Source organism: Lysinibacillus sp. G1-3, assembly GCF_056322905.1.
Window position 1 is genome coordinate 41,768 of record NZ_JBWHYQ010000003.1, and the last position, 21,632, is coordinate 63,399.

Consider the following 21,632-nt stretch of genomic DNA (forward strand, 5'->3'; position numbering starts at 1 on the left):
TGATTAAGTATCTAAGTACCAATAGAAGGAGTGATATACCTGAAAACGATTATATTTATCGGTACAAACAAGTCCGGGTCAAGTCGTGAAGCAACGAGAGCAGCAGAAAAATTGGGCTACTTTACTGTACTTTTTACAAACAATGAAAAACAATTACAGCAGAGAAAAGCCTACCCAGATATTCATAGAATGATTCTTATTGATACTTCGAATATAGAAGAAATGAAAGATGAAATTAATAACTTAATTAAAACTGGGTTAGAAATAAAATCTATTGTTAGTTTTGTCGATCCTTTTGTCCATATTGCCTCGATTTTATGTGATGAGTTTTGTGTCAACCATACATCATCAACAGCTATTGAAATGATGGAGGATAAAGAAAAAACTAGAATTTTTTTAGAGAACCAGTCCTATTCTCCAAAGTTTTTTCTTCTCAAGCCCAATGAGTCCGTCACTAATGACTTAGAATTTCCATTAATTATAAAATCTCCGAAATCTACAGGCTCCAAAGATGTTTTGTTAGCAAACAACTCCAGCGAACTGAAGAAACACCTGAGCTATCTACGAAGTAAAAATCCACTTGAGACAATTATGATTGAAGAATATATCGAAGGCCCGCAATATTTAGTAGAAGCTCTTGTCTATAAACAGCATGCTCATGTAATCGGTATTATTGAACAAGAAATTACTCAAGGTAAACGTTTTATTATTACTGGTTATGGCGTGCTTGTTAAAGCTCCTAAAGAAATTCAAACTGGTCTTGAGGAAGTTCTCCAATCTATTGTTAAAGCGTTTAACATCGAAAATGGTGCGCTGCATTTAGAGCTTCGTTTAACAAAGAATGGCTGGAAGCTTATTGAGATTAATCCACGAATCTCAGGAGGAGCAATGAATACTATGCTCCACACCGCTTTTGGATTTAATTTAGTGGAAGAAACACTTAAATTATTTTTAGGTGAACGCCCCAATATCAGGCCAAAGCATAAAAAGTTCGTCTATACAAAATACGTCATTGTTGAAAGTAAAGGTATTTTAGAAAAAGTTATTGGAAAAAATAAAGCAACGAATTCACCAGGAGTCGTGGATGTATATGTGAAGCCGAAAAGAGGAACATTACTGAGCCCTCCTTTATCGATGGGACATCGTTATGCGTATGTAATTGCAGAAGGTGCGACATTAGCTGAAGCTAAAAATAAAGCGATTGATGCCGCGAAAGAAATAAAGTTCATTCTAAAAGTATCTTAAATATCAATTATCAATTATTCCTTGGCATAATTGCATCTGAAATCGGCTTTGTTAAGTAACTTACTAAAATTGCTCTCATTGTTTAGCTACAAAAATAGCCCGAATAATTGTCCCCTTTCAAAAGGTCAATTACTCGGGTCTTTTATTTATTCTTTAAATGTTTGATCTAAAAATTTAACCGTTTCAAACATATTCGTTTTACTAGCACCCTTTACTAAAATGGTGTCGTGAGGTTTTATGACTTTCTCTAAGAGAGCATGCAAGTTTTCCTTATTAATGAAATGATGAATTTTAGAAGGATCCATACCTTTAGCCTTCGCTGCCTCTCCCATTTCCTCTGTTCTAAAGCCATAAGTAATGAATAAATCTATGTCTTGCTCATAAATGAATTCGCCCAATTTACGATATTCCTCTTCTCTCAAATCCCCTAATTCTCGCATTTGTCCAATAATAGCAACTTTACGTTTCTTCGCTATATTCGTAAGAACATTAATAGCTGCACGTACGCCCTGTGGATGAGAGTGAACGGTATCGTCAATAAGCGTAATGTCATCACGACAGTTATAAATAGTTAATCTTCTAGGTGGTTTTTTGAAATTAAGCCCCGCTTGAATATCTGCTGGACTAAATCCTAGATAATCTGCAACCGCAACAGCATTCAGCGCATTATAAACATGATGCTCTCCTAAAATGGGGATATACATAGCCACTTCCTGTCCTTGTAGCTTTATTTTAAAGGTCATACCGATGTCTTTATATCGAATATCATAAGCATTATAGTCTGCTGTGCCATGAATGCCAACCGTTAATATTTTTCCTTTAAATTGCTTTGTCTCTAAATATTTTGAGTTGTCATCATCCTTATTCAATATTAATAAACCGTTTTGATCCATACCATGTATTAATTCCGATTTTGCCTTGGCCACACCTTTAATATCTCCATCAAAGTTGCCTACATGAGCTAAACCGATATTTGTGATAATACTAATATTCGGTTGGATAATGCTACAGTGATTTGTTATGATACCTGGATAAGCCATTCCGTATTCAAGAACAACAGCCTCGTGCGAAGCATTAATTTCTTCTTTATGTTTTTTCGTATGCTCTGTTGTATTCCAATAATCTTTTGACTCAAAAACATTCCATTTTTGGGACAAAATAGAGGCAAGAAATGCTTTTGATGTCGTTTTTCCAGCACTGCCGGTAATCGCAATAATCGGTAAACCCTTTTCTTTGTCTAAAGCCTTATTTGTCGTTTGTTGTGTTATTTCACTTTTTACTTTTCCTATATCCTTAGTCGGCTGTGTTATTTCACTTTTCACTTCGCCTTTATCCTTATTTGTCGTCTGCTGTGTAGTTTCACTTTTAACTTCGCTTATATCCTTATTTTTCTGCCGTTGCTTAATTTCCCTTTTAATTTGCTTATGGTTGCTAGCAAGGTACATGGCATACTTTATTGTATAGATGACCACATCTAATTCTAAATAGAACGCAGGAGGGCAGCCTGGTCGCCAGTTTACTTCATACATCCAGATTTTTTGATGTTCATCTAGGCCTATATCAATGCCAATTTCATCAATAACTTCTCCAAATTGCGCCATCTGAATTTCATCTAAATGTTGAGCTAGTGACAAGGAAAAATGCTCTAACATACGCCGAATATCATAAGCCTCTTCTTTAAATTCCTGCTCTAGAAAAGGATCTAAATAATTCGTAAATCCACCATTGTTAATATTAGGTATGATTGAGCCATTTGGTGCGATTCGCGGATAAATCGTCGTTATAACCCATTTACCTTCACCGTTTTTTTGAACATGAAGCCGAAAATCATAAATTTGACCAGATTTTGTTATCGATTGAATATAAGGTTGAACGATAAAGGTGCCTGTAGAGAGTTGCCCTCTTATTAAATCATCTAGCTGTAGCTTTGAATAAATAGTAATTTCCGTATCTTTCTTTACCTCAAAGTTAGCCCTTCCTACTTTCGAAATAAAATAAATCCTTTTTCCCTTCCGGCCATCTATCGGTTTAAATACCACTTTTTTATAAAATGATATAAATTTGTGGAATAAATCAACATTTCCCACAATTTCAGATGGAATTAAATATTTATCGAATTCCTTAGCTTCCTTCAGTCGCTTCATCACGTTCCATTTATTCCCTATAGAATAAGTTGTAAAAGGGATTTCCTTTTTCAATTTCTCAATAATGTCCTTTGATATTGATAATTTTTCTGGACTTCCTGCATTGTATATCACATCTGGAAAGGGCATCATCCTTTCATGCCAATCGCCATTTTCATATACCTTCCCTCTAATGGAACGATTATCGAAGTTAACACTTTTTGGTGTAAAATAAAAAAATTGAGCCCCTTCTGCTTTTGCAACGGCCGCAAATGCATATGACTTAATTACGGTTTGAGGATCTAGACGATGATGCAACATTCCAATAATTGTCATTCGTTAATCTCTTCCTTTCATCTATTTTCTCTCTAATAATTCAATCAATCCAACGTGCATATAGACAGCTGCTCTAACTTTTATGTTATTTTAGTAGGCTAAAAGAGGTAAATAATTTCATCACCATTTGGGCTCAATGATAAATTTCCCTTTTAACATATCTGGCTTCAGTAACTGAATCGCAGAAATACCACTTAATTCAATGGATTTTACTGTAGACGTTCGCTCTAACCTGACAACCTCTGCAATTAAATTCGTATCATGCCCTTCATAATCATAAGCACGCAAAAGTGAAACAGTTCCTCGACAAAGTTCTTTATCAATAGCCTCTATACGAAAAAACTCTGTTTCAAACTGCTTTACAGTATCCATTAACCTTAAATGAGTACCGTTTTGTGTAATTAAAAAAAAGGGAATTGTATCGCTTCCCACTATTTTCACAAGCAGTTGGCCAAAGTATTTAGAATGATAATCCTTTATCACATCTTGGAGTGCTTTTATGTCGTAGAGTGCTTCACATAGAAAATGGTTTCTTTTATTTTCATTATTCATTTCCCCTAGCCCCTCCCAAGTCTTCATGAGCCATTCGTCCAGGACAGAAAGACTACCTATTCAAGGTTTTAGTGTATACAAAAATATAAGTGGGAGTTCAACTGCCCGTAAAAGCACGATTGGTTTATGAACAATCAGCGGGGATGAGAATCTCCCATTTCACTTTATGCAACATCTTCTCTTTATCATATGTAAAAACAATAAATATGACGACTTTTTTCGATTCACCTATAAAATTAGTTCATTATCTTGAAAGCTGTGGGAAAGTAGTTTACCGAATATAGATTATGTTAACTTTTCATTTGGAGAATTGATATTTTGAAGATCATTGCAGAAGGTTCTAAAGCAAGAATAAAGGGCAGTAAGACTCCCTAAATAACAGTAAAAAAGTTAGGTGGGAGTTCGACTGCCCGTTAAAGCTCGTCTGAAGAAGACTTATTATTTAGTGGTGTACTCCACGTTTCACTTTATTGAACACTTTGTTGGTCTCCCTGATTTAGAAGAATAACACCGCCAATAATTAGTGTAATGCCGATTGCTGAGAATAAATTAAACATTTCTCCCCATACAACAATTCCGACAATTACGGTTAAGGCTGTACCTATACCTGACCAAATGGCATATGCAAGGCTTAATGGCAGCGTTTTTAAGCATAGAGACAAAGAATAAAACGAAATCCCATATCCTAATGCGACAGCTATCGATGGACCTAGAATTGTAAATGCCTCTGAAAACTTAAGCATCGTTGTTGCAAATACCTCACTGACAATAGATAACGCTAAAAAAAGATAACCCTTCATTTACAAATTCCTCCTTAATGTCCGCTACCAGCAAGGTTAAGTATAACTACACCGACAATAATAAATAAAATCCCCATAAGCTTTTTTTTATTAAGTAATTCCTTATAAAAGATTACACCGATTATCGCCGTTAATGCCGTTCCTATTCCTGCCCATATCGCATACGCAGTACCAATTGCTAAAGTTTGTAATGTTAGAGAAAAGAAATAAAAAGCTGTTCCATACCCAAACACTACACCAATTGACGGGAATAATCGTTTAAAGCCATTTGTAAGTTTCAGCATCGAGCTTGCAAAAACTTCTGCGATAATTGAAATAAATAAAAAACCTAAAGCACTCATGTATGTTAGTCCTTCCTTGTCATGTGCATTAATTGTTCAAAGACACCTTCTGTTGCCTTATCGGATAACGGTGCGATATTTAATAGTTTAGAATAATACAATCCATCAATCGTTAACCGAATCAAATGAACAACGGGGGCCTCTAAGCCATCCTGAAACAACTCTTCTAATAAACATTCATAAACGGTTGAGATGGATGAATGGTCATTTTGCAATATTTGAACCGCAATATTTAAAGATGCCCCATTCGCAAGATCTTTTTGAGAAGTTAAAATAAATGCTCTCGACAGTCTTCCAGTCCCTTGCTCAAAACTTGCTAGATGTTCAAAGGATTGTATAACCTCGTTTAAAATCGTTTCAGCAATTGCTGTTTGAAGGGCATCCTTCGTATTAAAATGATATAGTAAACCACCTTTACTAATGTTCGCCCTTTCGGCTACCCTTTCTAAAGTTAAAGTGCTTAAATCATTATCCTTTAAATATTGAATCGCCGTTTGAATAATATGTAATCGTTTTAAATCTGCTTTTGATGACATACAATCCCCCTCTATCAATTTCGCCTTGGCGTAATTGCGTCTAGATTTTGAATTGTACCCGCACAATTCATTCCTTTGAAAATCTGTGACATCCGCCGGAGGCTTTATCTTCATTCAGTAGGGATTTAGAAACCACCCACGGAATAGAAACCTCATCAGCATTCATCTCAACACCTTCACAGGTAGGAGTCTTCTACTGACTGAAGATAAAAAACCGTCTGGACGGTCTTTTTTATTTTACAGTTCCTATTTCACATCGTCAATTACCGTGAAAATAAATCGAGACCCGAATAGCATTCACGCTTCGGGCCTCTTTTATTCTTCATCGTCTATATACTCCAAAATATCTCCTGGCTGGCAGTTCAATGCTTTACATATCGCATTCAACGTAGAAAACCGTACTGCTCTAACCTTTCCAGTTTTTAAGTTGGATAGATTGACAATCGACACATCTACTTTTTCTGCTAGCTCACTTAGCTGCATTTTTCGATCAGCAAGCATTCGATCTAATCGAATAATTATCGTCATTTTTTCACTTCCTAAGCTGTCGCATCATATTCATCCTGTAAAAACGCACCATACCGGAATACACGTGCTATCGTCCAAATGACGAATCCACATAATAATAATGTCCAATTAATTCCGGCAAATTGAAAGCTTATCTCTTTTATCAAACCTGTACCTACTAACAACTCACCTAATTGAATTTGTTCCGTTACTGTATAAGCAATGTACGTGCGAAATGTATCTACTGTCAAGCTTAATACAACTACAGTATAAGCTATCCATTCTATTTTTCTACTATTCTTTTCCGAAAAAATAATCCCTTTACTTATATGACTCAACAGATTTCTTACTTGAACAACGATGAATAATAATAATCCTATGTAGATTGTAGCAGTCAATAGTAATTTCACGACACTCATTTTCGTATACTGAATATTTTCCGTTACTTTATCTGCTAATTCAATTTGTATCCCTTCTAAATGAATAAATGCTGTTATATTACCTTGTTCCAGAAAATTATTTACACTAATCTCCGGCACAAAAATTACCCCTGCACATAATACGCCTATCATAATAAGTCCAATTACCATTAAAACCATCATGATTGTAAAAATTGAACGTAACCCTTTTGTTAAAAATCGAAATTCTTTACTTTGGATTATTTGTTCCATTCCAAGCATCCCCTCTCTTATTGTTAATTATACATCTCACTATACCCTTTTCAATAATTAATTAATGTTTATCGTTAAAAAATTATTGTTTAATTTGAATACCATCATGCATACTGAATTAGGTATACTATGACAAAAGGCAATAGTTACAACTTTGAAAGGGCTGAAATAGAATTGGAATCTTTACCTACATACAGAACGATCTTGCAAATGGATCAAAAAGGAATCTCTCAAACTACAATTAACTTTCTAGTTGAGAATATTGAAGATGACTTTGAAAAGTTCCGCAAAAAATATAAATTTTTATCGATTGCTAAAGGATTTTTGAGAAGCTATTACTCACTTAAAGACGCGGAAGTAAAAGCGGAAGTATCAAAATTAGAACAATCCGCTGAAGAGGAACCTTTAAAGAAACTTGAAGGTGATTGGTACTATGCAGATATTATTACTAAACTACCGAATTATTTTGAGTTTGAGGATTTGTATCTGATTAAAGAGCATTCCAATCATGAATATTTTGTACTCAGTAAAGTTAGTGATGAAATTCTCTTAATTGACTACGGCAATTTTGAAAATATAGAACGCATTTATGTAAATTCATCAATAGAGACTTTTTGTCATTCTTTAGCGGTATATAAACGATGCGTCAATAAAATTGTGAAATACTATAATAATTTTCGAGATAAAGACGAAATGAAATTTAGTGATGAAATACTAGCTATCCCTTATCAATTAAGGACTACATTACGAAAAATTGATCTGTCTATACTTCCTTCTCATTATTGGGAAAAGAAATGTGATGGATGGGAGAAAAAACTTGTGATGTTTGAATCGTCCCATCGCAAAGGATTTGGCCTAAACGGATGGTAAAATAAGCCCTCTCAATTTACGAGAGGGCTCCAGCCATTTATTTTGGTAATGTAAATGTTTCTTTTTTACCTTTAGAAGTATCCTCTGCTCCTTTATTTCGTATCGGACCCAACTCAATGTCAAAGGCTTTATCTTTCCAAATTTTCTCATACTGCTCTTGATCTAATACGAATACTTGTAATAGCTCGCCATTTTCACCAGCTTTAATAATGTCATTAGGCTTATAATTTAATAACATACCTTCGCTTAATAAATATTGCATGCCATCATTAACTGTTAATTTCGAAGACATAGAAGATAAGCCAATTTCACTAGTAGCTTTATTTTCAAGTTTAAATTTCACTGTTAATAAAGTAACACCGTTTGTGAAATTCGAGAAACGAGGAGCTTCCACCTCATTAGGTGTAAATTTTGTAAACTGATACCCTTCTAAAGTAGCATTTACATCACCTATTTTTTTACTTTCATTGATGTCGCTTTTTTCCTTTAGAATTTTCTTTTCACCCATATTGTCCATTGTTACTTTATCTTGATAAAACGTTGAATTACTAGATACTTTTTTCGAACCATCTGCATTTAAAGCAAGATTAAATCTTCCTTCTGTACCAATAGTAGTGTCATATTTTTCTTTTTCGGCAAGCGGTACTGGAATCATTACTGATACTGTGCCCAATTCATTGATTTTTGCTAAATCTGTTTCACCGAATGGATAAGCGATATACCCAGTTACCTCATCACCCGCTTTTATCAAATAATCTGTTTCGAAGCTTAGTTTTCTTGGTAATTGGTCTTCTTCCGGAATCAAATACTTATCATTCGTATAATATTTACTAGCACCCGTAAATGTAACGTCTAAACTAGGCATGTAATAAACATCTTTATCCATATCATTCTTCACTGTATATTTAGCTAAAATGACACCACCGTTATTTTCTTCGTTAAATGGAATATTAAAATCGGTATGGAAATCCTTTAACTCTACTACTGAATATGCATCAATTGAAATTGAAACATTCTCCATTTTATGTACTTGTGGTTCATTATTTTCAAAAAGAACTTTAGTTTTCCCTTGTGTTTCCTTCTCCATATAAGAAATTAAGGAAGCAAAGTCAGCTGAACCTTTTGTTGATTCTTGATCTTTTTTAGGTTCTTCCTTTTGGACTTTGTCTTTTTCTTTATCTTGTCCTTTTTCCTCCTGTACTTTCTTTGGTTCATCGTCTTTCTTTGTTTCGTCCCCGTCTTTCCCACAACCACTAAGAATGATTGAAGTCGATAAAATTAGCGAAGACATTAAAAATAAACTCTTTTTCATTTCTTCCTCCAAGTTGTTTCTTAATTAATTTTTGGCTCAACTGTAAAAACGAATAATAAAAGCTATTTTTTGAGCTGATACCCATTTTAATCCACATTTAGTTCCAAAACAACTTGCACTGGAAGAAATTATACTATTGAAGCAACGAACATCCAAATATTGTTTATTGAATAATTCAATCTTATTTTTCAATTACCATTATTTACATATTTCAAACTTTTTCAAGTTATTTTCTTTGAATAATAATTATCAATGTACTAAAAAGGCTGTATCACTCAAAGTTATTAGAAAATAAGTACAATATACCCGAGAACATAGTCTCATTGCAATTTTTGAAATTCCTGATAAAACTAGGCTGCTATCGTATAGATTATTGTTATTAAAACGTAAAAAAAAAGAATTAATCTACAAAATATATACAATTAACTCTGTTAAAAAATATTCAAATTGAATTTTATCTACTTATTAAACCATATAGCATTAGTAGCAGACCTAAATAAAACAAACTTGATCCTGTTAAAGGGTTTGTAACAAAATCAAAAACCTCCATCTACTTTTCCTTTACAGTATTAGCTTTCATTATCTCCGGTATGTAAATACAAAACGTAATAACTATACAAATAATTCCTGTAATGAAGGATCATACACCAAATCTAAATTTTCTTTTCTTGTTTTCATTAAATGGATCATATACCCGACCATTGACAAAGTTAGTCCGCTTGTTACAATGGTCCAAAAAATCATACGCATTCTTTCAATTCTCTTTTCTCTATGTATTGGATCATTACCCTGACAGTATCTTCTAAATGTCCAAGCATATCAAACTTGGTACCTATTACGAAACAAGTTACATAACACTTAATTATACTATTTCATTCAACCTTCCCATCACTCCAAAATATACCAACATCTTATGGCAGTAATTTCGGTTGGCTACGCAACTATATTTACGAAAACAGCCTAAAACTAATAAAAAGTAGCTAGAAAAAAGATAAATATCTCATTTCTAGCTACTTTTATTTTCGTTTTACAACAGTCCTGCTTTTATTAAATATTCGCGTGCCACGTCTTCTATGTTTTGGCCATCTACATTTACTCGATAATTCATTTCGCGCATCTCATCATCTGTTATTTGATTTGCCAGCTTATTTAAAGCTGTTTCAATTTCAGGATACTTCTCTAGCGTTTCTTTCCTTAGTAATGGAGCTCCTTGATAAGGTGGAAATAGTTGCTGATCGTCTTCCAACACTTGCAGATGATATTGACGTATTTCACTATCCGTTGAATAAGCGTCTAATAAGTTAATATTACCTGATTCGATTGCCTGATATCTAAGCTTTGGCTCCATAGTCGTTATATTTGAAAGTGAAATACCATAATTTTTTTGAATGCCCAAATAACCATCTTCTCGATCATTAAATTCCAATGTGAAACCGGCTTTTATCTTTTCTTGAATAGGTTTAATGTCAGAAATTGTTTGCAAATGATAGGTTTCAGCCATTTGCTTTGATACTGCCAATGCATACGTATTGTTATATTTCATCGGACTAAGCATCACCATATCAAACTTATTCACCATTCCTTCTTGCGCCTGATGATAAACATCCTCTTGATTATTATTGATGGCTTCCTCTTTTAAAAACTCTGAAATTGCCGTTCCAGTAAATTCTGGATAGATATCAATGCTACCAGATTTAAGAGCATTAAATACAAAGGAAGTCTTACCAAGCCCAGGTTTTAATTGCACCTTCAAATCTGTTTCATTTTCGATTAGCATTTTATACATATTAATTAGAATCTCTGGCTCAGCACCAAGCTTCCCTGCAATGATAATCTCTTCTTTCCCTTTGAAGTTAAGTAGTGGGGAGACAATCAGTACTAATGCAACAACACTAATCATACTCAATGCTGAAATTGTTTTTTTAAACGACAGTGATTCTAGCTTTTTGAGTAAGAAGTCAAACACTAAGGCTAAAATCGCGGCAGGTACAGCCCCTAAAATAATTAAAGCTGTATTGTTTCTGTCAATACCAAGCAAAATGATATCTCCTAATCCCCCAGCTCCGATTAATGCTGCTAATGTTGCTGTTCCAACGATTAATACCATAGCTGTTCTAATCCCCGCCATGATAACCGGCATAGCAAGGGGCAACTCTACTTTCACTAATCGCTTTCGCGTATTCATCCCCATAGCCATCGCTGCCTCTTTTAAAGATGGATCTACTTCGTTGATCCCCGTAAATGTATTACGTAAAATGGGAAGAAGTGCATAAACAACTAAGGCAATAATTGCCGGTACTTTTCCGATGCCAAACAACGGAATTAATAACCCTAATAACGCTAATGAAGGAATCGTTTGTAAAACTGCACTAATACCAATAATACTCTCCGCTATTTTCTTTTTATTCGTTAATAGATCCCTAGAGGAATAGCAATCACCACTGCAAAGAATAGCGCAATGAAGGAAATTTGAATATGCTCTAATAAAGATGCCAATAGCTGGCCTTTTCGTACGCTCAACACCTCAAAAAAATTAGCCATTTAAAGTACCTCTTTCTAAGGAATCCTGTGCTAAATACTGAAGCATAGAAGCTCTTGTGACAACACCAATCATGTTCCCTTTTTCTTCCACACCCAAACATTCATAATGAGCTAATTTTTGAAGAATGGTCTGTACAGAATCATTGAAGGAAATGGTGTTCTCTTGATTTCTTTGAATATTCTCAACTGCAATAGGTTCAATTACATCTTGGATATTGAAAGTATGCTCCCCATATTCTTTTATCCCAATAAATTCTCGAACAAAATCATTAACAGGCTTTTGTATGATTTCTTGTGGAGTACCAATCTGCACAATCTCCCCATCCTTCATTACGCATATTCGATCACCAAGTTTTAAGGCTTCTTGCATATCATGCGAAACAAAGACGATTGTTTTTTGTATCGTTTGCTGAAGCTCAAGAAGATCATCTTGTAATTTTGTGCGGCTAATTGGATCTAAAGCACTAAAAGGCTCGTCCATTAAAATGATTTCGGGATCCGCTGCTAATGCACGAATAACACCGACCCTTTGCTGCTCACCACCAGAAAGCTCTGTTGGTTTGCGCTGACTATATTTATCTGGTTCAAGACCAACCATATCTAGTAACTCAAGAACTCGTTGCTGGATTTGAGGTTTACTCCATTTTTTCAATTCAGGCACAACAGCTATATTTTCTTCAATCGTCATATGAGGAAAAAGCGCAATTTGTTGAAGGACATAGCCGATATTCCATCGCAATTCATGAATGTTGTAATCACTAATTCTTTTGCCGTTAATTCGAATAGTCCCTTCCGTTAAATGAATTAATCGATTTATCATTTTTAATAATGTTGTTTTTCCACAGCCACTAGGTCCAATAAGAACAAAAAATTCTCCCTTTTTGATCTCTAAATTAATAGCTTTCACTGCGACTTGGTCATTTGCATATTTTTTTGTGACATTTTCAAATGCTATCATTGTATAGTATAGGCTCCTTTTCATCACTATCTGTTAAACGAATACCCTCAGTTGTTACATCAATTTTAATCCCCGTTAAAACCTTGATAAGTAGACCTACTATATTAAATATATATTTTGTTAAAACGATGGGTTGATTTCCGTTACGGCTCGGCGCTTTCCTAGGGCCCAGCCGTAACGGAAATCAGCTATTCCACTTTGCAAGGATTCCTTGATCTTTTAAGAACACACATTGTCTATTTACTTAAGTTTTAATATAGAAATAAACTACTATTATAGTCTTCTTCATTTCATATACGTTAAGCATAGTAGGTCTAGAACTAACACTTTTTTATGATATAACGTGTTCCTATATATATTTCACTATCTAAAGTCATTTCAAACTTAATTTTTTGTGTTATATCAAAACGTTAGTCATCTTGACGCGTTACTCTATTTGTCTCATAATTTTCATAGAAAATCGTATACTGTTTTTGAATACGCATAACTACTATTCAATCTCCTTTCATTTCTAAAAGGTGCTGGAAATTAAGGAACTAAATGAAGGGTTTTATCGTTCTATGAATGATATACTCTGTAAAAGAAAACATGACTTTATTTCTATTAATGACTCTAGAATAATTAGAAATATATGAACTTCGTTATTTAATAGAAAGGGGGAAGGCAGATGTTGTAGTCTATCAACATCAATGAACAATGAAATACGTAATTAATTTTTTCAAAGGACTTCTGATTACTATTATTGTTATTTGTATTTCGTTTTTTATGGTGACACAGCTATTCAAGACTAATGAAACTGTAGAGCCTATAGTTGTAGATAATCGTCCTAGTGTAGAAGAGTTTATTGGCTCAATTGCTGAAATTGCTCGGAAACTCGGTGCCGAAAATGACTTGTATGCATCGATTATTATTGCTCAAGCCGTTTTAGAAAGTGAGCATGGACAAAGTGGTCTCGGATCTTCTCCAAATAATAATTTATTTGGTATGAAAGGTAGTTATCAGAATGACTCAGTGACATTTGAAACATATGAGGATGATGGGAAAGGTAATATGACTACGGTGATGGCTCAATTCCGCAAATATCCTTCCTATGAGGCATCTTTACAAGATTATGTGAAATTAATGCGTAATGGGGTTTCATGGGATAAAAATTTCTATGCAGGCGTTTTTAAAAGCAATGCGAAGTCCTATACAAATGCCACAAAGTTTTTAACAGGCTCCTATGCCACAGATTCAAAATACAATGAAAAACTGAATGCAGTAATAGCAAAGTATGATTTACAACAGTATGACAGCCCTGTCAAAGATAAAAAGACAATTACCGTAGCTGATGGTGACTCGCTTATGCATATTGCAGAGGCTCATAATGTTAAAGTTACGTCCATCAAACAATGGAATCAGCTTCGATCTGATACACTTGAAGCTGGTCAGCAATTAAATATTTATAAATATTAATAAAAAATCTCCATGTAAAATTTTTTGTCATGGGGATTTTTTATTTTGAAGTCTATTATTAACTTATTAATCTGTAAATCACAGTCTCTATGTCAAAAACACGCTTGTTTAATGCGTAAGTTCTATCTTCTACTTGCTTAGCAATTTTTTCAGTAAACTCACCTAAATGTTCGACAATATTTTTCTGAAGCTCAGCTTGTCCAATTTTAAGTTCATGCACATCACTCTTAAGTTCACTAACATCATTTTCAATTTTATATAAGCGTTGGTCAATGTCGTCAATACGTTTTTCCACTACATCTAGTTGTTGGTCCATTCCGTCTAGCCGATGGTCAATTCCGTCTAGTCGTTGGTCCATTCCGTCTAGTCGACGGTCCATTCCGTCTAGTCGTTGGTCCATTCCATCTAGTCGTTGGTCCATTCCGTCTAGTCGTTGGTCCATTCCATCTAGTCGTTGGTCAATTCCATCTAGTCGTTGGTCCATTCCGTCTAGTCGTTGGTCAATTCCATCTAGTCGTTGGTCCATTCCGTCTAGTCGTTGGTCAATTCCATCTAGTCGTTGGTCCATTCCGTCTAGTCGTTTATGAACTGGCGTCAATTCTTCTTTTAAAACGGAACGTAGTAACTCTTTTAACTCTAGATTCAATTCATAACCTCCGATCATTTAAATTTTGATTTCATTATAGCATAAAGCAAATAGGTTATCTTTATCAATAATTTCCCGATTTTTATCACAATTGAAAAAGAGAAGCCAAGTCAAGCTTCTCTAAAACTTTTATTTAAATAAGCTACCAACAGCAGTAACAGAATTTGCCAAATCCTTCCGATAATGCTGATGCTGCTCGTCCAGACTATTAATATTAACCTCATTCCCGCCAAGCGAAGAATGTACATAAAGAAGCTCTCCTATATATAAAGCAATATGACCTGGAAAGTATATTAAGTCTCCCTTTTGTATGTTCCCTAAAGATATTTCCTTGATAGGAAAACCTTCAACAATTTTAGCGTCGCGATATATATATACCCCATTTAACATATACGCCATTGAACATAAACCTGAGCAATCAATACCAAGTGGCGATTTACCTCCCCAGCGATATGGTGCTGCTAAATAGCTAAGCGCTGTTTGGACCACATTTTCTCGTATTTGTTGCTCAGTTAAGCTGTTTTCTGGAATTTGTTCTTGTAGCCATTGTCTACGTACATAACCAGTCTCACCCGACACTAATTGCACTGCTGCCCATTCAGGATCTAACTCGTCAATAGTTATCGAGCAGATGATTGAACCTTTAACGAGTGTTATCATTTTCGCACTTTGAATTCGAGGCTGCTGCAAAACATCGGCGAAGCTTTGGTTAATAAAATGATTTGCTTCTTGTCGCCAAGTATCTGTTTTTGTTTTATCAACTATTAATTTAGCCTTTTGGCAATAGCCTTCATAACGATAAGCGGTTTGTATGCGTGCCCAGTTCTCATCTATGTCTTCCATAATTTCTACCGTCATTCCATATAGTACCTCATCCACTAATTCTGAGGCTTCATCTGCCTTTGCGTGTAAATTTGCGATCATGGACTTCACAATGGCATTCATTCTATCCGCTCCTTCCGCTTCACCAAGTATTCGTAAACAACTTTGGAAATACGACCGATTAGCCGCCTCGCATGATCATTATTCGTCACCTCTGTTACGAAAACACCAATGAGATAATCTCCAGAGCTGCTGTACACAATCCCAGCATCATGATCTACTGTTTCAAGACCACCTGTTTTATGAGCAAGTTTCACATCATCTACTAAATAACGACTTAATGATTCGTGTATTCGTTGGCGACTTAAAATATCGATTGTTAGCTCACAAAATGCTGGTGATAACAAGTCCCTACGATAAATTCGTGAAAATAATAGTGCCATATCACTTGCCGACGTTGTATTATCAAAGCCTTTTACAAGCTTTTCAAAATCCATCATCTTCCGTTGAATGGTTGTTTGCTTAAGCCCTATTTGACGAAAATAATGATTGAGTGCATCCATCCCTAGAAAATCGATTAATACATTTGTTGCTGTATTATCACTCGTAATAATCATCCATACTAAAAGCTCATAGATGGTACTTTGTTCTAGACGCTGCTCACTAATAACACTAAAATCAACCCACTCTTCTGGCGCTATCTCAATCTCTTGCTCTAAAGATTGGTTGTTGCTTTCTATATAGTTCAGAACAGCTAGCAGTATAGGCACCTTTATTAAGCTAGCACTAGAAAACGCGTCTTCTAGCTTTTCACTAATGAAAAATTGCTCAGTCTTACAGTCTTTCACAAACATATGCACTTTATAGGGAGCATTTTGAAGAATCTCTGTTATCGTTTGCTTCATATTTCACCTACTCTATCACTTTTATCATTTGATTCTCCGTATCCATCGTGATCGTACGACCTAGTGGCAGCGACATCGTCGGTAAGATGTGACCACAAGTGATATCCTTAATGATAGGTTTATTGAATGGACCTAAAATTTCTTGGAAAATCGTTTGTAGTGATAGGCTATGCTCTGGATGTTTTGGTTTTTCAGGACTACAATTTGTCCAAGCTCCTAGTAAGATACCTGCCACCTCATCTAGTTTGCCTGCTAGTTTTAGCTGCGTAAGCATCCGATCAACACGATGCTCACTCTCGTCTACTTCCTCTAAAAATAATATTTTGCCCTTTGTATCAATTTCATAAGATGTTCCAAGAGATGCGGTAACTAATGTTAAGTTCCCACCAATAAGCTGTCCTGTCGCTTTTCCAGCTACAAGCGTTGTCATTGTACGTCCAGGTGGATTTTCAAGACAGTAGTCAGTTCGTTCTGTTGCTGTCACACTTTCGATAAAGAAATTCCATGTATATGGATCCATCTCTGGCCGAATAAATTCTGTAGAGGGCATTGGTGTATGATATGTGACAAAGCCACATCTTTGGTTAAAAGCGATATGTAATGCTGTCACATCGCTATAGCCAGCAAATACTTTTGGGTTTGCCTTGATCATATCGAAATCCAGAAGCGGTAAAATTTTCGTTGCTCCATAACCTCCACGTATGCAGAAGATGCCATCAATAGTAGGGTCTCTAAACATTTGATTAACTTCAGAGGCTCTTAGCTCATCAGAGCCTGCTAAGTAGCCATGCCTTGCTCTACACGTTTCCCCAGCAACTACCTTAAAACCTAGTTTTTCAATACTTTTAACTGCAGGGAGAAATTTTTCTGGTGGGGTTGCACCTGAAGCACTTATCAAACCAATAGTGTCACCTTTTTTCAAAGCCTTCGGACGAATCATTTGCTTACCTCCATTGTTCGTGAAGTTCGGTATCTTTCCAATTCCTCTTCATTTGCTAATACAAAATGACCTTCCTCTATTTCGAAAAATGACGGTGGCTGAATGTCATAGTTGTGCTGTGACGGATCATAGATTTCTACGACTTTATCACGCTCCTTATAAGGATTTGGCTCAGGTACTGCCGATATTAACGCCCTTGTATACGGATGAATTGGATTAGAAAACAGCTTTTCTGTCTCAGCTAGCTCAACAATTTTACCTTTATAAATTACAGCCGTCCGGTCTGTAATAAAACGGACTACCGATAAGTCATGCGCAATGAATAAATAAGTTAAATCATTTTGCTGCTGTAAGTTTGCTAGTAAATTTAATACTTGTGCACGAATGGATACATCTAATGCTGAAATTGGTTCGTCTGCAATAATAAACTCTGGCTCCATTACTAGTGCACGTGCGATTCCGATACGTTGTCGCTGCCCTCCTGAAAATTCATGTGGGAAACGGCTAGAAAACTCCGGTAATAATCCAACATTTAACAATGCACTGCGTACCTTCTGTTGACGATCGGCTTCATTTTTGACTTTTTTTGTATTAATAAGTCCCTCGGAAATAATATAGTCTACCTTTGCTCGTTCATTTAGCGATGCCATAGGATCTTGAAAAATCATTTGGATTTTCTGTGTAATTTCTCGATCCCACTCTTTTGATATTTTGCCATTTAGCTTCTTACCGTGATACAGTATTTGTCCTTCAGTGACTTCATTGATTCGCATAATAGCTCGGCCGATTGTTGTTTTTCCAGAGCCAGATTCACCTACTAAACCGAACGTTTCACCTTTGCAAATATCAAAGCTGACATCATCAATAGCTATAAATTTATTTTTACCTTTACCAAAAACGACTTTTAAATTTTTCACCTCAACTAACATTTCTTTATGACTCATGGGCGTATCGTCTCCCTTCTGCGAAAAAGGCTTGTAATGCTTCAGGTGGCTTTACTTTCGGAGCAAGTGGATCCAATAGCCAAGTACGTGCAAAATGTGTGTCACTCACCTGAAAAAATGGAGGACGTTCCACAAAATCAATCTTTAACGCATATTGATTGCGAGGTGCAAAGGCATCTCCTTTAATTTCTTGAAAAAGATTCGGAGGAGTACCTTTGATGGAATAAAGCTGCTGTCCTTTTGAGCCTAGTTGCGGCAATGAAGAAATGAGCGCCCAAGTATAAGGATGCTTGCCATTAAAGAAAATTTCATGTGTCTTGCCCACCTCGATAATATCGCCCGCGTACATCACTGCAATACGGTCGGCAACTTTCGCAACAACGCCTAAATCATGGGTTATATAAACGGTTGTTAGTCCATATTTTTGTTGGAGATTTTTTAGCAGCTGTAAAATTTGTGCTTGGATTGTGACATCTAACGCAGTTGTTGGCTCATCACAAATTAATATTTTGGGCTTACACGCTAGTGCAATTGCTATCACGATTCGTTGACGCATACCACCGGAAAATTCGTGTGGGTATTGCTTATAGCGCTTTTCCACATCGTGAATACCAACATCTTTTAACAATTTTAAAGTTTCTTCGTATGCGGCTTTCCCCTTTAATCTCTGATGTAAATGAACACATTCCTCGATTTGCTTACCAATCGTTTTAAGCGGATTTAAAGATGTCATTGGGTCTTGTGTCACCATTGCCACTTCTTTTCCACGAATGCTTAGCCACTCCCGCTCGGTTCTATACTGTGCTAAATCTTGATTATTGTAGAGGATTTGCCCTTGATCAATGTGGCCATTTTTATCGAGCAAGCCCATGATGGATTTCATGAGAACTGATTTTCCTGAACCTGATTCGCCAACGATTGCAAGGCTTTCACCTCTGTATAAATCAAGAGAAATATTGCGAATAGCCGTTAGCACTCTTCCACGAAGTGTAAATTTAATGACAAGATTTCGGATGGTTAAAATAGGTGATTTAGTTTGTGTCACTTCCATCATCCCCCTTTATACGTGATTTTTCGGATCTGCTGCATCTGCAAATGAATTCCCAATAATATAAAATGCAATCGTAATGATACTTAATACAATACTTGGGAAAATGAGTTGATATCTTAATTCTGGAGACATCATGAGCACTCGGCCTTCATTGATTAAATTTCCTAAAGACGGCTCACTAATCGGTAGCCCTAATCCGATGTATGTTAAAAAAACTTCCGAGCCTATTGCAAATGGAATAGCTAAACTCATTCGTAGCATAATGACAGAAATAAGATAGGGTAATAGATTTTTCACTATAATTCGGTAATCAGGTGTTCCTAAACATTTTGAGGCTAAGTTATATTCACGATCTCGTAAAATAACAATTTGATTGCGTATAAACCTCGCCATTTCTACCCAACCAGTAATACACATAGCAATAATGATGGTTGAAATATTCGGTCGCAAAATATAGGACATTAAAATTAGTACGATAGTCGTCGGTATATTATCAACGACGTTGTATAGCTGCGTGATAGGTAGCTCTAATTTACGCGAAAAGCCCCAAAGCGTACCGATCGTAATGCCTACAATAGCTTCTACTAAAGCAACGACACAGCCAATAAATAGCGAGGTCCTTGTCCCTGCCCAAATACGTGACCATAAATCCTGCCCAATGGAGTTTGTTCCAAACCAAAATTCAGTGCCTGGCGCAATATTACGTGCTTGGAGACCTGTTTGCTCATCAAGATATATTTCAGTCGGTGATTTTTGCGCTGGTAAATACGGCTGTAAAATTGTAAAGGTTACGATAATAAGCACGCCAACTAATAAAAAAACAGCGATGCGGTTTTTCAAAAAGGATTTCCAAGTTGAACGCCAATAGGAGTAATTAGAGTAGGCTGTTTCTTCAGCTTGACGCTCATCCACTTCCGCAAACTCGAACAAAGTTTCACGTGATTTGTTTGAAATATTGTTTATTTCTTCTGAATACATTCCCATTAACGTACACTCTCCCCTTTCCCTAATTTAATCCGCGGATCAACAAGGGCCATTGCAATATCCCCTAAAATGAGTCCGATAATTCCAAGTGAAGAGAAAACTAGCACTAAGCCTTGTACAATCGTATTATCTTGTCGTTGTATGGCATCTACGAGTAAGCCCCCCATCCCAGGAATGGAATATAAGGATTCAATATAGATAGAGCCTGTAATCGTAAAAAGGATGGTTGCAGGTAAATATTGTGCCATCGGAATAAAGGCATTTCGTAGTACATGTTTAAACATTAATGTACGTTCTTTAACACCTTTCGCCTTTGCTAGCTTAATATAATCCTTATTTAGTTCATCCACCATATAACGCCGCATCCACATCGCATAGGAAGCAGTCGGAGCTAGTGCCATTGATGTAAGTGGTAATATCCAAGTAATGGGCTGATACTCATCAAAAAGCATTGGCAAGTGTAAAATTTCTGTAATATACATTTGAATGACTAAATAATAAACGGCGGCTGGCACTGCAACAACAATGACAATGTAGCCAGTTCCCAAACGGTCCAGCCAGCGTCCCTTCATCTGGGCCATCAATATTCCGAGCGGAACCCCAACTAATAGAGATAGTGCAACCGCACCTAAACCAAATAGTAAGGAATACATAATCTTATCTGCAATAATCGTGACGACTGGTACATCTGTCCGATATGTAACGGATTTACCTAAATCACCTTGAAACAGATTCGTGTAAAAGTTCCCCAATTGTACAAGTAATGGGTCCCGTAAACCTAAATTCGTTAAATAGATCTCTTGTTGAGCAGGAGACATCTTATCCGCTGCTGCGCCTAAATAACCTTCTTCAGGCATTAAACGGAGTAATGAAAAAACAATCGTAATAATAATAAACAGTGTTAAAACTGATTGTAATAAACGTTTACCTATATACCCCAGCATCACTTCATCCTCCTTTTTCAGAAAGACTAAAGGAGATCCCGACTTTTCTATTTCGGTATCTCCTTCATCAATACTCACTACTTTTGAATATTTATCTTGAATGGAGCCATCATGTTTTTTCAACATTAACTACCCTAATGATCGATTCA

Annotated in this window: 20 protein-coding genes and 1 pseudogene; 3 read left to right on the forward strand and 18 right to left on the reverse strand. The window is 35.8% G+C overall.

Annotated elements, in window-relative coordinates; translation table 11 throughout:
* The first annotated feature begins 39 nt into the window (after positions 1-39).
* Positions 40-1,245 carry an ATP-grasp domain-containing protein gene (locus tag ACVYAD_RS03560; RefSeq protein WP_476424928.1) on the forward strand — a complete coding sequence of 402 codons (1,206 nt, stop codon included), beginning with the start codon at positions 40-42 and terminating at the stop codon, positions 1,243-1,245.
* A gap of 146 nt (positions 1,246-1,391) precedes the next feature.
* Here the strand turns inward: ACVYAD_RS03560 and ACVYAD_RS03565 are convergent, their stop codons facing one another.
* The 7 genes from ACVYAD_RS03565 to ACVYAD_RS03595 all read right to left on the reverse strand — a co-directional run bounded on the left by ACVYAD_RS03565 (position 1,392) and on the right by ACVYAD_RS03595 (position 7,111).
* Entirely contained in the window at positions 1,392-3,704 is a 2,313-nt protein-coding gene (locus ACVYAD_RS03565; protein ID WP_476424654.1) for a YheC/YheD family protein, read from the reverse strand.
* A gap of 120 nt (positions 3,705-3,824) precedes the next feature.
* On the reverse strand, positions 3,825-4,256 hold the full coding sequence (locus tag ACVYAD_RS03570; protein WP_476424655.1) for a hypothetical protein: 432 nt from the start codon (positions 4,254-4,256) through the stop codon (positions 3,825-3,827).
* Between the two features lie 467 nt (positions 4,257-4,723).
* Positions 4,724-5,056: a DMT family transporter gene (locus ACVYAD_RS03575; protein ID WP_349658632.1), complete on the reverse strand. Its 333-nt coding sequence runs from the start codon at positions 5,054-5,056 to the stop codon at positions 4,724-4,726.
* A gap of 14 nt (positions 5,057-5,070) precedes the next feature.
* Entirely contained in the window at positions 5,071-5,397 is a 327-nt protein-coding gene (locus ACVYAD_RS03580; RefSeq protein ID WP_349658633.1) for a DMT family transporter, read from the reverse strand.
* Positions 5,398-5,402: 5 nt separating this feature from the next.
* Entirely contained in the window at positions 5,403-5,933 is a 531-nt protein-coding gene (locus tag ACVYAD_RS03585; RefSeq protein ID WP_349658634.1) for a TetR/AcrR family transcriptional regulator, read from the reverse strand.
* A 315-nt stretch (positions 5,934-6,248) separates the two neighbouring features.
* Positions 6,249-6,461: a helix-turn-helix domain-containing protein gene (locus ACVYAD_RS03590; RefSeq protein WP_079560164.1), complete on the reverse strand. Its 213-nt coding sequence runs from the start codon at positions 6,459-6,461 to the stop codon at positions 6,249-6,251.
* 11 nt (positions 6,462-6,472) lie between these two features.
* The gene (locus ACVYAD_RS03595; protein ID WP_476424658.1) at positions 6,473-7,111 is read right to left on the reverse strand and encodes a DUF2975 domain-containing protein; all 639 of its coding nucleotides are present in this window, start codon (positions 7,109-7,111) and stop codon (positions 6,473-6,475) included.
* Positions 7,112-7,321: 210 nt separating this feature from the next.
* On the opposite strand from ACVYAD_RS03595, the gene ACVYAD_RS03600 reads away from it, so the two are divergent.
* On the forward strand, positions 7,322-7,981 hold the full coding sequence (locus ACVYAD_RS03600; RefSeq protein ID WP_476424660.1) for a hypothetical protein: 660 nt from the start codon (positions 7,322-7,324) through the stop codon (positions 7,979-7,981).
* A 37-nt stretch (positions 7,982-8,018) separates the two neighbouring features.
* Here ACVYAD_RS03600 and ACVYAD_RS03605 read toward each other — a convergent pair whose 3' ends face one another.
* The 3 genes and pseudogenes from ACVYAD_RS03605 to ACVYAD_RS03615 all read right to left on the reverse strand — a co-directional run bounded on the left by ACVYAD_RS03605 (position 8,019) and on the right by ACVYAD_RS03615 (position 12,792).
* Positions 8,019-9,293 (reverse strand): DUF5068 domain-containing protein, encoded by a 1,275-nt coding sequence (locus tag ACVYAD_RS03605; RefSeq protein ID WP_476424661.1) that lies wholly within the window; start codon positions 9,291-9,293, stop codon positions 8,019-8,021.
* Between the two features lie 1,027 nt (positions 9,294-10,320).
* Positions 10,321-11,834 (reverse strand): annotated as a pseudogene (gene opuFB / locus ACVYAD_RS03610) (osmoprotectant update ABC transporter permease/substrate-binding subunit OpuFB).
* Complete coding sequence (locus ACVYAD_RS03615; protein WP_476424663.1) at positions 11,827-12,792, reverse strand: ABC transporter ATP-binding protein; 966 nt, start codon at positions 12,790-12,792, stop codon at positions 11,827-11,829. The pseudogene opuFB and the gene ACVYAD_RS03615 overlap by 8 nt, the downstream one beginning before the upstream one ends.
* A 765-nt stretch (positions 12,793-13,557) precedes the next feature.
* On the opposite strand from ACVYAD_RS03615, the gene ACVYAD_RS03620 reads away from it, so the two are divergent.
* Positions 13,558-14,247, forward strand: a complete 690-nt coding sequence (locus ACVYAD_RS03620; protein WP_476424665.1) for a glucosaminidase domain-containing protein — start codon at positions 13,558-13,560, stop codon at positions 14,245-14,247.
* A gap of 58 nt (positions 14,248-14,305) precedes the next feature.
* On the opposite strand, the gene ACVYAD_RS03625 is transcribed toward ACVYAD_RS03620, so the two are convergent.
* The 8 genes from ACVYAD_RS03625 to ACVYAD_RS03660 form a co-directional block, all read right to left on the reverse strand.
* Positions 14,306-14,893 carry a hypothetical protein gene (locus ACVYAD_RS03625; protein WP_476424666.1) on the reverse strand — a complete coding sequence of 196 codons (588 nt, stop codon included), beginning with the start codon at positions 14,891-14,893 and terminating at the stop codon, positions 14,306-14,308.
* 129 nt (positions 14,894-15,022) lie between these two features.
* On the reverse strand, positions 15,023-15,838 hold the full coding sequence (locus ACVYAD_RS03630; protein ID WP_476424668.1) for an NlpC/P60 family protein: 816 nt from the start codon (positions 15,836-15,838) through the stop codon (positions 15,023-15,025).
* The gene (locus tag ACVYAD_RS03635; protein WP_349658643.1) at positions 15,835-16,620 is read right to left on the reverse strand and encodes a serine hydrolase; all 786 of its coding nucleotides are present in this window, start codon (positions 16,618-16,620) and stop codon (positions 15,835-15,837) included. Before ACVYAD_RS03635 ends, ACVYAD_RS03630 begins: the two co-directional genes overlap by 4 nt.
* Before the next feature lie 7 nt (positions 16,621-16,627).
* The gene (locus ACVYAD_RS03640) at positions 16,628-17,560 is read right to left on the reverse strand and encodes a S66 peptidase family protein (protein ID WP_476424670.1); all 933 of its coding nucleotides are present in this window, start codon (positions 17,558-17,560) and stop codon (positions 16,628-16,630) included.
* The gene (locus ACVYAD_RS03645) at positions 17,557-18,504 is read right to left on the reverse strand and encodes an ATP-binding cassette domain-containing protein (RefSeq protein WP_476424672.1); all 948 of its coding nucleotides are present in this window, start codon (positions 18,502-18,504) and stop codon (positions 17,557-17,559) included. The genes ACVYAD_RS03640 and ACVYAD_RS03645 overlap by 4 nt, the downstream gene beginning before the upstream one ends.
* Positions 18,494-19,558 (reverse strand): ABC transporter ATP-binding protein, encoded by a 1,065-nt coding sequence (locus tag ACVYAD_RS03650; RefSeq protein WP_476424673.1) that lies wholly within the window; start codon positions 19,556-19,558, stop codon positions 18,494-18,496. Before ACVYAD_RS03650 ends, ACVYAD_RS03645 begins: the two co-directional genes overlap by 11 nt.
* Positions 19,559-19,564: 6 nt before the next feature.
* Positions 19,565-20,539, reverse strand: a complete 975-nt coding sequence (locus ACVYAD_RS03655) for an ABC transporter permease (RefSeq protein ID WP_476424674.1) — start codon at positions 20,537-20,539, stop codon at positions 19,565-19,567.
* Positions 20,539-21,609, reverse strand: a complete 1,071-nt coding sequence (locus tag ACVYAD_RS03660; protein WP_476424676.1) for an ABC transporter permease — start codon at positions 21,607-21,609, stop codon at positions 20,539-20,541. The genes ACVYAD_RS03655 and ACVYAD_RS03660 overlap by 1 nt, the downstream gene beginning before the upstream one ends.
* Positions 21,610-21,632 lie beyond the last annotated feature (23 nt).